Below are 12,981 nucleotides of genomic sequence, written 5' to 3'. Positions count from 1 at the left end.
CGCGCAAACAAGCCACCGACGGGCGGGCAACCCAAGTATAGGGAACCAAGTACACGATCGCTCCCTTACTACGGTGGCGGTCAGCACAATTTGTTATGCGGTTTAGAATCGTAGGTATGGATGTCACTTTAGAAGCCCCCACGCAGCAGGAACGCATTGGCATCCTTCGCAAGATTCGCGCCTACGTAGCGCTTACAAAACCGCGGGTTATCGAACTATTGCTCGTCACTACGGTGCCGGTCATGGTTCTCGCCGCTGGCGGCATCCCCAGTCTGTGGTTGGTATTGGCCACATTGGTTGGTGGAATACTCAGCGCATCCTCAGCTAACGCTTTCAATTGCTACATCGACCGCGACATCGACCGCGTAATGGCCCGCACTAAGAATCGCCCCCTTGTGACGGGCGAGCTCAGTGATCGCGAAGCACTTCTCTTTGCATGGATCAGCGGGGTTGGCTCGGTCGTGTGGCTAGGCGTGCTCACCAATTGGCTTGCAGCCGCACTGTCGCTGTTCGCGATCCTCTTCTACGTTTTCGTTTATACGCTCCTGTTGAAGCGTCGCACCCCTCAGAACATCATCTGGGGTGGCATCGCTGGCTGCATGCCCGTGCTTATCGGCTGGGCAGCCGTCACTAACGATCTTTCTTGGGCAGCCTGGATCTTGTTCGCTGTGGTCTTCTTGTGGACGCCGCCGCACTACTGGCCGCTGTCTATGAAGTACCGCGCTGAGTACCAATCGGTTGGCGTTCCCATGCTTGCTGTCGTTCGAGGCCGCGCCGCAGTGGGTCTCCAGGTCATCCTGTATGCGTGGGCGACCGTAGCCTGTTCGCTGCTTCTCGTGCCCGTCGCAGATATGGGAATCGTCTACACGCTTGTCGCGAGCCTCAGCGGCGCGTGGTTCATCATTGAGTCCCACCGCTTGTATTCCACAGCGATCCGCCATGGCGATGTCAAGGCCATGCGCGTGTTCCACAGCTCGATCAGCTATTTGACGCTCGTATTCCTCGCCGTGGGGATCGACCCGCTGCTGCCGTTCTAGCTAACACGAAGCACCGGGTCGAGGCACCGCAAACTACTCTCCAGCGAGTGCTTTGTCCGTTTTCGCTGCACGCTGATCGGCGCTCGGACGAAGTGACAGCACGACCGCCGTCATTGCCGCAGCAATAGTGCAGGCGATAACCATATGGCTGCCGACCAACAGGATTGGTAGGCCGCTGCGCGATTGGATAATCCCAACCGTTGCCTGAACAGCTTCGAGCACAAGCAAAATGATTGCGAAGTCCATGATCCGACGGTGGCCGCCTTTGGCAAGCACAATAACCAGCGCGAGGGTCGCAGCGAGTAGCGCGTAGCCAGGCCAGCTATGTACGTGCTGCAGGATGCCCGCATCCAAACCATTGCGCGCTGTGCCGTCGTCACCCGCGTGCGGTCCAGCTCCTGTCGTGAGAATGCCTGCGGCGATCGTGAGCGCAACAAGCAGACTAGTCACGTGGGTCAGGATCACGATGGGTCGAGACACCTCGAGTTGGCTCCCGCGCAATCCGGTCCAGACTCGGTAGACGAGGGCCGCGCTCACCGCGACAAGGATCGCCGAGATCGCGTAGTGGACACCCACGATGCTGGGGTCGAGCTGAACGCGTACGGAAAGCCCACCGATGAGTCCCTGGAGAACGGTACCTCCCAGGATCAGAAGAGCGAGCGACATCAGATCGCGACGTTCACGGCGGATTCGCAGGACCATAAGCACCATCAGAATGGCAACGAACCCGACGATGATCGACAGCAGTCGATTGCCGAACTCGATAGCACCGTGAACGCCCATTTCGGGAGTCGCGATGAGCGATGCATCAGTGCACAGCGGCCAAGTGGGGCATCCGAGCCCTGAACCGGTCAATCGAACGGCCCCGCCTGTCGCGACAATCAGTATCTGGATGACAAGCGACGTCACCGCAAAAAATCTCACGCGAGCGTCTACAGATTGGGGTAATCGTGCGATGACGGCGTTCACGGCCGTACCTCCTGTTATTTCGGGCTTCTGCCTGTAGAATGGATTGCGTTCAGGAACACAGCCCACGCCGGGAAGTCAATGTTGACAGCGGGGTAATCCCTCGCTTGTCCTGTTTCAGTCTAAGTTCGCCCGCGCAGTGTCGTGACACAGCGCACGCGGCCCCGCTAAATATTCCCGGCAAAGTGCTGTGCGAAGGAATGCCAACGCAGCCACCTTGGTTGATAGGGGCAGGAAAAGAGGTACCAATGTCCGACGTGCTGATCGATCGTCCGGAACTCAATGGCATGGGCCAGTATGAGTTTGGCTGGGCTGACTCCGACGTTGCGGGAGCCTCTGCGCGACGGGGCATCAACGAAGAGGTCGTTCGCGACATCTCTACGCTTAAGAATGAGCCCGAATCTATGCTCAAATTGCGTCTCAAGGGCCTTGAGCTGTTCGGTCGCAAACCGATGCCGAAGTGGGGCGCCGACTTGTCGGGCATCGACTTCGACAACATCAAATACTTTGTGCGCTCCACTGAAAAGCAGGCGCAGACGTGGGAAGACCTTCCCGCCGATATTCGCGATACTTACGAGAAGCTGGGTATTCCGGAGGCTGAGCGCAACCGTCTGGTTTCCGGCGTTGCTGCACAGTATGAGTCGGAGGTTGTCTTCCACTCGATCAACGCCGAGCTTGAAGCCAAGGGCGTCATTTTCATGGACACCGACACGGCACTGCGCGAGCACCCCGAGTTCTTTGAGGAGTACTTCGGCACTGTGATTCCCGCCGGCGACAACAAGTTCGCTGCGCTGAACACCGCGGTGTGGTCGGGTGGTTCCTTTGTTTACGTGCCCAAGGGCGTCCACGTTGAGATCCCGCTTCAGGCCTACTTCCGCATCAACACGGAGAACATGGGCCAGTTCGAACGCACTCTGATCATCGCTGATGAAGGTTCGTACGTTCACTACATCGAGGGTTGCACCGCTCCGATCTACAAGTCGGACTCCCTGCACTCTGCGGTTGTCGAAATTATCGTGAAGAAGGACGCTCGCGTTCGCTACACGACGATTCAAAACTGGTCGAACAACGTATACAACCTCGTCACCAAGCGTGCGATCGCTCACGAGGGCGCAACCATGGAGTGGATCGACGGAAACATCGGCTCCAAGGTCACGATGAAGTACCCGTCGATCTACCTGGTGGGGGAGCACGCCAAGGGCGAAACCCTTTCGGTTGCCTTCGCGGGCCCCGGTCAGCACCAAGACGCCGGAGCCAAGATGATCCACATGGCGCCGTACACGACCTCATCGATCGTCTCGAAGTCTGTCGCCCGTGGTGGCGGTCGCGCTGGTTACCGTGGAGAAGTCCGCGTTGACGAGAAGGCCCATCACTCAGCAAACACTGTTCGTTGTGATGCGCTGTTGGTCGACACCATTTCGCGCTCTGATACGTATCCGTCGATTGACATCCGAGTGGATGACGTTCAGCTCGGCCACGAAGCAACGGTTTCTAAGGTCAGCGCTGAGCAGCTCTTCTACCTTCAGTCGCGCGGCATGGAAGAGGATGAGGCGATGGCGATGATCGTACGAGGCTTCATCGAACCCATCGCGCGCGAACTGCCCATGGAGTACGCCTTCGAACTCAATAAGCTCATTGAACTGAGCATGGAAGGATCCGTCGGCTAAATGACCGTCGTTACACCAGAACAGCACGGACTCACGGCTCACAGCGACGGCGGATGGGACGCAAGCGAAAAAGGCTTCGTTCCCGTTCAGACTCGCTCAGCACGCCCTCAGTCTTTCGAACACACCGATTTCGCTCTCGTCAATGGGCTAGAAGCGGAGTGGAAGCTCACGCCAGTGAAGCTGATCAAACCGCTCCTCAACGACGCCCTTGACGGCGCTCCCTACGCGATCGACACTGATGCCCCTGAGGGCATCAGTGTCGAGTGGGTAGCGCGTGACGACGCGCGCATTGCTTCGGCAGGCGCCCCAGAAGAGCGTGCCTCGGCCAATGCCTGGACCAACTTTGAGCAGGCCCTCGCCATCACCATTACGGGCGAAGAGCACTCAACCGTGCGAATCTCTCGCTCAGAGTTGGGCAGCACAGCACGCGCCGGCCACATCGTGATTACCGCGCGCCCACACAGCAACGGCACAGTCATTGTGGAGTCGACTGGCTCCGCACTTCTCAGCGAGAACGTTGAGGTCGTTGTTGAAGAAGGCGCGACGCTGAACTTTGTGAGCGTTCAGGACTGGGCAGACGACGCCATCCACCTCGCGAGTCATTTCGTACAGGTCGGCCGCTCAGCCACCCTCAAGCACACGATTGTGTCGCTTGGCGGCAAGGTTGTTCGCGTCAACCCGTCAGTGCACTTGTCAGGCGAAGGCGCCGACGGCGAGCTCTACGGTCTCTATTTTGCGGATGCAGGACAACACCTCGAGCAGCGTGTGTACCTTCACCACGAAGCAGCGCAGACTCGCGGCCGCGTGAACTACAAGGGTGCCCTTCAGGGTGCCGGAGCGCGCACGGTTTGGGTCGGAGATGTCCTGATCGGCCCTCACGCGGCCGGAACGGATAGCTACGAACAGAACCGCAACCTCGTCTTGACCGAAGGAACTCGCGCAGACTCGATCCCGAACCTTGAGATTGAGACTGGCGACATCCAGGGTGCTGGCCACGCTAGCGCTACTGGTCGCTTCGACGACGAGCAGCTGTTCTATCTGCAGGCTCGCGGTATTTCCGAAGCAGAAGCTCGACGTCTCGTCGTCATCGGCTTCCTCTCTGAGATCGTGCAGAAGGTCGGCGATGAGCAGCTCGAAGCTCGACTACACATCGCTATCGAAGCGGAGCTGGAAGGAACCATCTCGTGACCGCTCAGCGCGTCTGCGGTATCGATGAACTCGAAACCAACAAGGCCTACCGCGTGGAACTAGACGGCACCGCAATCTGTGTCGTCAAAGATTCTGCTGGCGATGTCCACGCGATTGGCGACACGTGCACGCACGGCGACATTTCGCTTGCGGAGGGTTTTGTCGAAGACGGCGCTATTGAGTGCTGGGCTCACGGCTCGCTCTTCTCGCTTGACACCGGTAAGCCCCTGAGCTTGCCCGCCTATGAACCTGTACCGGTCTTTGTAGTGAAGATCGACGACGACGGAGGGGTACACATCGACCCCGAGGACACCGTCGCCATCGAGAGCTAATCGCTCTCCATACGAGACCATTAAGGAAAGAAATAATGTCAGTACTGTCAGTCAAAGACCTGCACGTCAGCGTCGAAACCGAGCAGGGTACGAAGCAGATCCTCAAGGGAGTGGACCTTGAGATCAAGCAGGGCGAAACCCACGCCATTATGGGCCCCAATGGGTCGGGCAAGTCGACCCTTGCCTACACAATCGCGGGTCACCCCAAGTACCATGTCGAAAGCGGTTCGATCACGCTTGATGGCGCGGAAGTGCTCGATATGAGCATCGACGAGCGCGCTCGCGCAGGTCTCTTCCTTGCCATGCAGTACCCGGTTGAGATTCCCGGCGTTAAGGTTGCTGACTTCTTGCGCACCGCGAAGACCGCTCTGGCTGGAGAGGCCCCCGCGCTTCGTCCCTGGATCAAAGAAGTCAACGGTGCGATGAAGGCTCTTCGTATGGACAAAACTTTCTCCGACCGCAATGTCAACGAAGGTTTCTCCGGCGGAGAGAAGAAGCGCAACGAGATCCTTCAGCTGGAACTCCTCAAGCCTCGCTTCGCGATTCTTGACGAGACCGACTCCGGCCTCGACGTCGATGCGCTCAAGATCGTGTCAGAGGGTGTCAACCGCGCACAGGAATCGACCGGCCTTGGTCTGTTGTTGATCACCCACTACACGCGCATTCTTCGCTACATCACGCCGGACTTCGTCCACGTCTTCGTTGACGGCCGCGTTGCAGAAGAGGGCGGCCCCGAGCTTGCAGATCGCCTTGAAAACGAAGGTTACGATCGATTTTTGACCGACACGAGCGTAGCGTAGGCGTATGTCTACTGTTTTGGCGCCCGCCCTTTTCGACGAGGTCGAAGAGGCTCTCAAAGATGTTGTAGACCCTGAGCTCGGGGTCAACATTGTTGACCTCGGACTCATCTACGACCTCAGCTGGGATCCCGAGAACAACGCTCTGATTATCAGCATGACGCTGACCTCAGCTGGTTGCCCGTTGACCGACGTTATCGAGGAGCAGATTGCACAGTCTCTCGACAATGTCGTAGAAGCGTTCCGCATTAACTGGGTGTGGATGCCGCCGTGGGGTCCTGAGAAGATTACTGACGACGGTCGCGACATGATGCGGGCTCTCGGCTTCTCGATCTAGCAATAGTCCTATTTGTGCGGCTCGGTCGCTCCTGCGTGGTGCAATGTGGTTGCCTGCGGGGCGTACCGGAGCGCTTTCTTCCAGCTTGAGGAAAGCAGCGCCGCGGCGAAGCACACCTTGATAGCTGCTCCGATCAAAAATGGGGCAACGCCGATCTCAAGGAGATATAAAGGGGAGTAATCGAGGCCCATTGCGGGCAGCGCCAGTATTAATCCCAGGATGCCTGCGGCGTAAATGGCAACGGTGCCAATTGCGCCGGCGGCTGCGGCCTTCCAGAAGGTGCGGTCCCACTGCCGTTCGGCCAATTTTCCCATGATCCATGCGGCGAGGATGTAGCCGAAAATATAGCCTCCGCTGGTTCCGGTGAGTACGTCGATTCCTCCAGCTGACGCACTGAACACGGGAAGTCCCACCGCCCCGAGTAACGCATACAGCGCGATGGCGAGCGCTCCGCGAGTCGCTCCGAGGGAGAGCCCAACGATCATTACCGCGAGCGTTTGTGCGGTGATCGGCACCGGATTCAACGGGACTACGAATTGAGCCGCGAGTGCAGTGAATCCAGCTCCGGCTGCAATAAACATCGTGCTTGCAGCCCAACTGGGCCCGAAGATGAGATCAACAATGGTTGGCTTGAACAATCGACTGGATATGTTCACAATGGCGGCCTCCCGCTTGTCTCAATCGCTAAACTGCACTGCGCAGTCGACGGTAGGAAGTAGACTAGTTGGTTGGTGCTGTCGCCCACTAACCCCAACCCCCAAGATTTGGATGTTTTGCCGTGCTTGCTGTGCATGATCTCGAGTTGCGCGTTGGCGCACGCATGCTGATGCAAGGCGTCAACTTCCGTGTCGATCGCGGAGACAAAATAGGGCTTGTTGGCCGGAACGGCGCAGGCAAGACCACCCTGACGAAGACCCTAGCGGGGGAGCTCGAATCTACAGGTGGCAAGATCGAACGCACCGGCGAGATCGGATATCTCCCGCAAGATCCGCGCTCCGGCAATCCGGAAGACCTCGCCAGGACCCGCATCCTTGATGCTCGCGGTCTTGGCAGCATCGTATTGAAGATGCGCCAGGCTCAGGATGAAATGGGCAGCAGCGATGCCGCTGTGAGCACCGCTGCGATGGATCGCTATGGCAAGCTCGATGATCAGTTCATGGCACTGGGTGGGTACGCGGCAGAAGCCGAAGCCGCCTCGATCGCCAGCAATCTGAGTCTTCCCGATCGCATCCTCGATCAGCAGCTCTCGACGCTCTCTGGTGGTCAACGCCGCCGCATCGAACTTGCCCGCATCTTGTTCTCGGGGGCCGACACCATGCTCCTCGATGAGCCCACTAACCACCTCGACGCCGACTCTGTTGTCTGGCTGCGCGAGTTTCTCAAGAACTTCGCCGGCGGTCTGATCGTGATTAGCCACGATGTTGACCTAGTCGAAGACACAGTGAACAAGGTGTTCTACCTTGACGCGAACCGCCAGCTCATCGATCAGTACAACATGGGCTGGAAGCACTACCTGCGCCAGCGCCAATCGGATGAGGAACGCCGCAAGAAGGAACGTGCCAACGCCGAGAAGAAGGCATCGACCCTTCAGGCTCAAGCTGCTCGCTTCGGTGCCAAGGCATCCAAGGCGGCGTCTGCCCACCAGATGGTTGCTCGAGCCGAGAAACTGCTTGCCGGTCTCGACGACGTTCGGGCCGCTGATCGTGTTGCCGCCCTGCGCTTCCCCGATCCTGCTCCCTGTGGTCGTACCCCGCTGATGGGCCACAACCTCAGCAAGAGCTACGGCTCGCTCGAAATCTTTGCATCCGTCGATCTCGCGATCGACCGCGGTTCGAAGGTAGTCATCCTCGGCTTCAACGGTGCGGGAAAGACAACCCTGCTCCGGATGCTCGCTGGCGTCGATGAGCCAGACACCGGTGAAGTCGAAGCTGGTCACGGCTTGCGCATCGGTTACTACGCTCAAGAGCACGAAACCATCGACGTCAAGCGCTCTGTACTTGAGAACATGGTGTCGTCGTCACCCAACATCACCGAGATGGAAGCACGTCGAGTTCTCGGCTCCTTCCTATTCAGCGGTGATGACGCTACGAAGCAAGCTGGCGTGCTGTCGGGTGGAGAAAAGACACGTCTTGCTCTCGCGATGATCGTCGTGAGTGGTGCGAACGTGCTCCTCTTGGACGAGCCCACTAACAACCTTGACCCGGCTAGTCGTGAAGAAATTCTCGGTGCTCTTGCGAGCTACACGGGCGCTGTTGTGCTTGTGAGCCACGATGAGGGCGCTGTCGAAGCCTTGAACCCTGAACGCGTTCTGATCCTTCCTGACGGCATCGAGGACCACTGGAACAAGGACTACGCCGACCTCATCAGTCTGGCTTAACCAGCGCTAATCGGTACCCACGTGATCCGGATCCAACTTAGATTCCGGTGCCCTTCTTGGGCTGACGCGTCTATCTCGGACGAATCGTTGAACGTGACTTAGGAGTCGAGTAGAGCGTCTTCGATTTCCGCATCAGTAGGACCGCGTTTCACTGCCTTGTCGCGACGCTTCTTAGCGCGCTCCCGTTCAGCTGGATCCTCTTCGTTGACGAGACGATACTCCTGACGCACGGCCCAGGCGAGCCCGATGAAAGCAAGCACGCCAAAAGCGACCCACTGGAAGGCGTAGGAGAGATGGGCCCCTTCATCGAGTAGCGGTTTCGGGTAAGCCAGGGGCATATCAGCGACCGCGGGGGACTCAGACGCCAACAGGCCATACGCGCCAACATAGGTTGGTTCGCCCACAAGTTCCGCAACGGTCGGCAAGTGAATGGTTGCGATTTGTCCCTCGGGCGCTGAGCGGTTGTAGACCGTTGGTTCACTCGGCTTGAGCCGTAGAACAAGCTCAACCTGCCCCGTGGGAGCAGCAGGCACAAAATCGGGTTCGTCTTGGCTGTTTCCCGAGGGAACCCATCCACGGTCAACAGCAATAATTTCGCCGCTGTCGAGCTTGAAAGGTACAAGCACTTCGAAGCCTGGCTGGCCCCCGTACGGCCGCCCGCGCACAAGGAGTTGCTCAGCAGTCAGGTACTCCCCGGTAACGGCCACAGACATCCACTTGTTGTCGACATCGAACTCGTCGAGCTCGGGCATCACGCTAGAGAGTGTTTGAGGCGCTGCATCCCAGTTATCACTGACGCGTGCGACTTCGGCAGCCGCCTCCTCACGTCGGTCAAACTGCCAATGTGAGAGAAAAACGCAGCCAATAGCGAATGCGATGACAAGAGCCAAATACCCAAACCATCGACGAGAGAACGCGAAGCGCCACCGATTCACGCGCCGCTCCCATCAGGAACCACTGAAACGTCATCCGAGAGGTCGCTGACCACGACAGGGAAGTTGCGGGTCGTCAAGTATTCGCGCAAATAGTCGACGTGGTCAGCGCAGGCCAACCACACCTTCACCCGCTCAAGCCCGTGGATGCGCGGGTTTCGCCAGTTGACGTTCCACTGCGCGGGCGCTGTGCACCCTGCGCGCGAGCACTGTTGTGTGCTCGGGCCGCTCTCACCGATCACCGAGCCGCCTCATCCGTTCCGCTTGAAGCGAAGGAGTCACCCGATTTCAACGCGAATTGACCAGGCGTGGACACAACGCCAACGCGCTGAGTGCTGACGTTGGCCAGCACGACGGCAACGTAGGGCAACACGACGGCACCAAGCACGGGCAACACGAGCCACCAACCCCGCACGAAGACGCACAGCAACACGCACACAATTCGTATCCCCATAGCTATGGAGTAGTTGATGACGCGGCGACGGCGTTCAGCATCGGGCCGCTCAGGGAGCGACGTGATCGACTCAGGAGTGTTCATGGGCTTTCTTAGGTTGCCGAGGTGACTACACCTAAGCCTACGCCCGTGCTGGCGACTATATGCTGGGAACCATGAGCAGCACAGCAACTGAACCACGAATCGTTCTCGTCACCGGCGGCAATCGCGGCATTGGCCGGGCAATTGCCGAAGAGTTTGTAGCTCAGGGCTACCGCGTCGCCGTTACCGCCCGCTCGGGCACCGGCCCAGAGGGCACCCTCACGGTGACCGCGGACGTCACCGATGCCGCAAGTATCGACGCTGCCTTCAGCGAGGTTGAGGCGAAGCTCGGCCCCGTCGAAATCGTTGTAGCGAATGCGGGAATCACCCGCGACATGCTGCTGATGCGCATGAGCGATGACGACTTTACCGATGTCATCGATACCAACCTCTCAGGAGCCTTCCGCGTAGTGAAGCGCGCTTCCAAAGGCATGATGAAGGCCCGTTTTGGCCGTGTCATCCTCGTTTCGAGTGTTGTTGGCCTTCTCGGTTCGGCTGGCCAGGTCAATTACTCCGCGTCCAAGAGCGGACTGATTGGACTCGCCCGCTCTCTTACCCGCGAGCTCGGCAGCCGCGGAATCACCGCCAACGTCGTTGCACCCGGGTTCATCGAGACCGACATGACCGCGGCGCTGCCAGTCGAGCAACAGGACGCTTATCTCAAGCAGATTCCTGCCAACCGTTTCGCCCACCCGGCCGAGGTCGCGAAAGCGATCGCGTGGCTTGCGAGCGATGATGCCGGCTACATCTCAGGCGCGGTCATCCCCGTCGATGGTGGACTCGGGATGGGCCACTGACAAGCTCCTGTTTGGGCGATTAGCCCCGAAGCCCCAACAGCGCAAGCACCGCGCTGAGGTCACGGCTGTCGATGTGTACGTCAGCGTTGGCGCGCACGATCGGCTTGGCTGTGATGCCGATCGACAGAGCTGCGGCATCCATCATCAATAGATCGTTGGCGCCGTCACCAACCGCAATGGTGCGAGACAGGGGAGTGTCGGAGTCGGCCGCCCACTCCCGCAATGAGTCTGCTTTGGCTTGAGCGTCGATCACCGGGCCGAGGACGGCACCCGTGACCACACCGTTCCTTACTTCGAGGCGGTTTGCTCGGGCGTAGTCCAGGCCGAGATGCGCGGCGAGAGGATCAAGAAGCTCATGGAAACCGCCAGAAACTGCAGCAACATGCCCGCCGGCCGCTTTAACGCCAGCGATGAGCTCCTCAGCACCATTCGTGACACGGATGTCGCGAGCACACTCGGCGATCACTGACTCGGGCAGCCCAGCCAGGGTTGCTACTCGCGCCCGAAGGCTCTCTTCGAAGTCGAGTTCCCCGTTCATCGCACGCGTAGTGATCTCTGTCACCTCTGGCTCGGACCCCGCACGCGCAGCGAGTAATTCGATTACCTCGTTCTCAATCAACGTGGAGTCGACGTCAAAAACTACGAGAAATTGTGCCAAGGCGAGGACCCTTCAATCGACGGTTCACGTCGCCGGTCTCGAGAACCACACGACTTCACTCGTCAGACTATCGGGATCGCCCTCATTGCCTCGCCCACGGGAGCCAGCAAGGCAATAGGATGATGACATCATGGCTAGCGTTCTCACCTTCTCCGACGTCACCGTCACTCGTAGTGGCAATACGATCCTCGACTCTGTTTCTTGGAGTGTGGAAGCTTCCGATCGGTGGGTGATTCTCGGCCCCAATGGGGCAGGCAAGACCACGCTGTTGCAGCTGGCCGCGGCTCAGATTCATCCGAGTTCCGGTGAAGTAACCGTGCTCGACAGCACTCTTGGCGCGTCCGACGTTTTCGATGTGCGCCCGCGCATTGGTTTTGCCTCGACCGCTCTTGCCCGCCGGGTCCCCGGCAACGAGAGTGTTCTTGACGTTGTCTTGACCGCTGCGTACTCCGTAACGGGTCGCTGGAACGAGGAGTATGAGAATGTCGATGTGCGTCGTGCGCGTCGTGTCCTCGCCGAGTGGAGTCTCTCGCACTTAGAAGAACGTCGCTTCGGCGATCTGAGCGATGGCGAACAAAAGCGCGTGCAGATTGCGCGCTCCGTGATGACCGACCCTGAATTGCTCTTGCTCGACGAGCCTGCAGCGAGTCTCGACCTCGGCTCACGGGAAGAACTGGTTCAACTGCTGAGCGGTTACGCTCAGGCAGATACCGCGCCAGCAATCGTGATGGTGACGCACCACGTGGAAGAGATTCCGCGAGGATTTACCCACGCGCTGGTTTTGTCCAAGGGTTCCGTGCACAGCGCGGGTAAGATCGATGACGTTGTTACGTCAGAGAACTTGAGTGCCGCTTTCGGTCTCGAACTCATCATCACAAAAGACTCCGGCCGCTACACCGCGCGTGCTGCCTAATCCTCTGATAGGCTTGTGTGTCGGTCCGCGTGACCGCCTACGTCTTTTATTTATTCAAGAACCCAGGGAAATCCAATGAAGTCCGAGACCCACCCCACATACATGCCCATCGTCTTTCGCGACCTCGCGTCTGGCTCCACGTTCCTCACTCGTTCAACTGTGACGAGCGAGAAGACGATCGAGTGGGAAGACGGAAACACCTACCCGGTCATCGACGTCGAAATCTCCTCCGAGTCGCACCCGTTCTACACGGGTAAGCAGCGCATCATGGACTCCGCAGGACGCGTTGAGAAGTTCAAGAACCGTTACAAGGGCTTCGGCAACTAGTAACACCCAGTTTTTTCCTGAAGGCGATCGGTTATCCGGTCGCCCTTCAGTCGTTAACGGGCACGATTGCGCGCAGCGCTAATGCGGTCACCACGATCACGTCATGTCCGCGATGAAC

Annotated in this window: 16 protein-coding genes; 10 read left to right on the top strand and 6 right to left on the bottom strand. The window is 58.7% G+C overall.

Annotation, left to right across the window (positions count from 1 at the left end; genetic code table 11):
• Positions 1–116 precede the first annotated feature (116 nt).
• Complete coding sequence (locus tag I6E56_RS01405) at positions 117–1,037, top strand: heme o synthase (RefSeq protein WP_197135541.1); 921 nt, start codon at positions 117–119, stop codon at positions 1,035–1,037.
• A gap of 33 nt (positions 1,038–1,070) precedes the next feature.
• Here I6E56_RS01405 and I6E56_RS01400 read toward each other — a convergent pair whose 3' ends face one another.
• Positions 1,071–2,006 carry a heme A synthase gene (locus tag I6E56_RS01400; RefSeq protein ID WP_197135540.1) on the bottom strand — a complete coding sequence of 312 codons (936 nt, stop codon included), beginning with the start codon at positions 2,004–2,006 and terminating at the stop codon, positions 1,071–1,073.
• Between the two features lie 245 nt (positions 2,007–2,251).
• Between I6E56_RS01400 and sufB the strand changes: the two genes are divergently transcribed.
• From sufB to I6E56_RS01375, 5 genes are read left to right on the top strand one after another with little or no spacing between them, the layout of a single operon-like run.
• Positions 2,252–3,670, top strand: a complete 1,419-nt coding sequence (gene sufB / locus I6E56_RS01395) for a Fe-S cluster assembly protein SufB (RefSeq protein ID WP_197124707.1) — start codon at positions 2,252–2,254, stop codon at positions 3,668–3,670.
• Positions 3,671–4,858: a Fe-S cluster assembly protein SufD gene (gene sufD / locus I6E56_RS01390; protein ID WP_197135539.1), complete on the top strand. Its 1,188-nt coding sequence runs from the start codon at positions 3,671–3,673 to the stop codon at positions 4,856–4,858.
• Positions 4,855–5,190, top strand: coding sequence for a non-heme iron oxygenase ferredoxin subunit (locus tag I6E56_RS01385; protein ID WP_197135538.1), 336 nt, complete (start codon positions 4,855–4,857; stop codon positions 5,188–5,190). Before sufD ends, I6E56_RS01385 begins: the two co-directional genes overlap by 4 nt.
• 35 nt (positions 5,191–5,225) lie before the next feature.
• Entirely contained in the window at positions 5,226–5,990 is a 765-nt protein-coding gene (gene sufC, locus I6E56_RS01380; protein ID WP_197124713.1) for a Fe-S cluster assembly ATPase SufC, read from the top strand.
• Positions 5,991–5,994: 4 nt separating this feature from the next.
• The gene (locus I6E56_RS01375; protein WP_100388990.1) at positions 5,995–6,324 is read left to right on the top strand and encodes a metal-sulfur cluster assembly factor; all 330 of its coding nucleotides are present in this window, start codon (positions 5,995–5,997) and stop codon (positions 6,322–6,324) included.
• Positions 6,325–6,332: 8 nt separating this feature from the next.
• Here I6E56_RS01375 and I6E56_RS01370 read toward each other — a convergent pair whose 3' ends face one another.
• Positions 6,333–6,980, bottom strand: coding sequence for a biotin transporter BioY (locus tag I6E56_RS01370; protein WP_197135537.1), 648 nt, complete (start codon positions 6,978–6,980; stop codon positions 6,333–6,335).
• Positions 6,981–7,102: 122 nt separating this feature from the next.
• Here I6E56_RS01370 and I6E56_RS01365 point away from each other — a divergent pair, with 122 nt between their 5' ends.
• Positions 7,103–8,701 carry an ABC-F family ATP-binding cassette domain-containing protein gene (locus tag I6E56_RS01365; protein ID WP_197135536.1) on the top strand — a complete coding sequence of 533 codons (1,599 nt, stop codon included), beginning with the start codon at positions 7,103–7,105 and terminating at the stop codon, positions 8,699–8,701.
• A gap of 98 nt (positions 8,702–8,799) precedes the next feature.
• Here I6E56_RS01365 and I6E56_RS01360 read toward each other — a convergent pair whose 3' ends face one another.
• The 3 genes from I6E56_RS01360 to I6E56_RS01350 are packed head-to-tail and all read right to left on the bottom strand — an operon-like array spanning position 8,800 to position 10,171.
• Positions 8,800–9,636, bottom strand: coding sequence for an SURF1 family protein (locus I6E56_RS01360; RefSeq protein ID WP_197135535.1), 837 nt, complete (start codon positions 9,634–9,636; stop codon positions 8,800–8,802).
• Positions 9,633–9,875, bottom strand: a complete 243-nt coding sequence (locus I6E56_RS01355; RefSeq protein WP_307842715.1) for a hypothetical protein — start codon at positions 9,873–9,875, stop codon at positions 9,633–9,635. Before I6E56_RS01355 ends, I6E56_RS01360 begins: the two co-directional genes overlap by 4 nt.
• A complete protein-coding gene (locus I6E56_RS01350; protein WP_197135534.1) occupies positions 9,872–10,171 on the bottom strand; it encodes a DUF3099 domain-containing protein in 300 nt (99 codons plus the stop codon). Before I6E56_RS01350 ends, I6E56_RS01355 begins: the two co-directional genes overlap by 4 nt.
• 71 nt (positions 10,172–10,242) lie before the next feature.
• On the opposite strand from I6E56_RS01350, the gene I6E56_RS01345 reads away from it, so the two are divergent.
• On the top strand, positions 10,243–10,965 hold the full coding sequence (locus I6E56_RS01345; RefSeq protein WP_197135533.1) for a beta-ketoacyl-ACP reductase: 723 nt from the start codon (positions 10,243–10,245) through the stop codon (positions 10,963–10,965).
• Between the two features lie 19 nt (positions 10,966–10,984).
• Here I6E56_RS01345 and serB read toward each other — a convergent pair whose 3' ends face one another.
• Positions 10,985–11,623 (bottom strand): phosphoserine phosphatase SerB, encoded by a 639-nt coding sequence (gene serB, locus I6E56_RS01340; RefSeq protein ID WP_197135532.1) that lies wholly within the window; start codon positions 11,621–11,623, stop codon positions 10,985–10,987.
• Between the two features lie 130 nt (positions 11,624–11,753).
• Between serB and I6E56_RS01335 the strand changes: the two genes are divergently transcribed.
• Positions 11,754–12,536, top strand: coding sequence for an ABC transporter ATP-binding protein (locus tag I6E56_RS01335; protein WP_197124725.1), 783 nt, complete (start codon positions 11,754–11,756; stop codon positions 12,534–12,536).
• A gap of 75 nt (positions 12,537–12,611) precedes the next feature.
• A complete protein-coding gene (locus tag I6E56_RS01330; protein WP_197105627.1) occupies positions 12,612–12,863 on the top strand; it encodes a type B 50S ribosomal protein L31 in 252 nt (83 codons plus the stop codon).
• Positions 12,864–12,981 lie beyond the last annotated feature (118 nt).

This window comes from Salinibacterium sp. NK8237, assembly GCF_015864955.1.
Classification (GTDB): Bacteria; Actinomycetota; Actinomycetes; order Actinomycetales; family Microbacteriaceae; genus Rhodoglobus.
This window is presented reverse-complemented; position numbering and strand designations above follow the sequence as displayed.

What these genes read in the sequence shown, in the direction of transcription:
- I6E56_RS01405 (WP_197135541.1), top strand. Translation starts at nt 117, where the DNA reads ATGGATGTCACTTTAGAAGCCCCCACGCAGCAGGAACGCATTGGCATC.
- sufB (WP_197124707.1), top strand. Translation starts at nt 2,252, where the DNA reads ATGTCCGACGTGCTGATCGATCGTCCGGAACTCAATGGCATGGGCCAG.
- sufD (WP_197135539.1), top strand. Translation starts at nt 3,671, where the DNA reads ATGACCGTCGTTACACCAGAACAGCACGGACTCACGGCTCACAGCGAC.
- sufC (WP_197124713.1), top strand. Translation starts at nt 5,226, where the DNA reads ATGTCAGTACTGTCAGTCAAAGACCTGCACGTCAGCGTCGAAACCGAG.
- I6E56_RS01375 (WP_100388990.1), top strand. Translation starts at nt 5,995, where the DNA reads ATGTCTACTGTTTTGGCGCCCGCCCTTTTCGACGAGGTCGAAGAGGCT.
- I6E56_RS01350 (WP_197135534.1), bottom strand. Translation starts at nt 10,171, where the DNA reads ATGAACACTCCTGAGTCGATCACGTCGCTCCCTGAGCGGCCCGATGCT.
- I6E56_RS01345 (WP_197135533.1), top strand. Translation starts at nt 10,243, where the DNA reads ATGAGCAGCACAGCAACTGAACCACGAATCGTTCTCGTCACCGGCGGC.
- I6E56_RS01335 (WP_197124725.1), top strand. Translation starts at nt 11,754, where the DNA reads ATGGCTAGCGTTCTCACCTTCTCCGACGTCACCGTCACTCGTAGTGGC.
- I6E56_RS01330 (WP_197105627.1), top strand. Translation starts at nt 12,612, where the DNA reads ATGAAGTCCGAGACCCACCCCACATACATGCCCATCGTCTTTCGCGAC.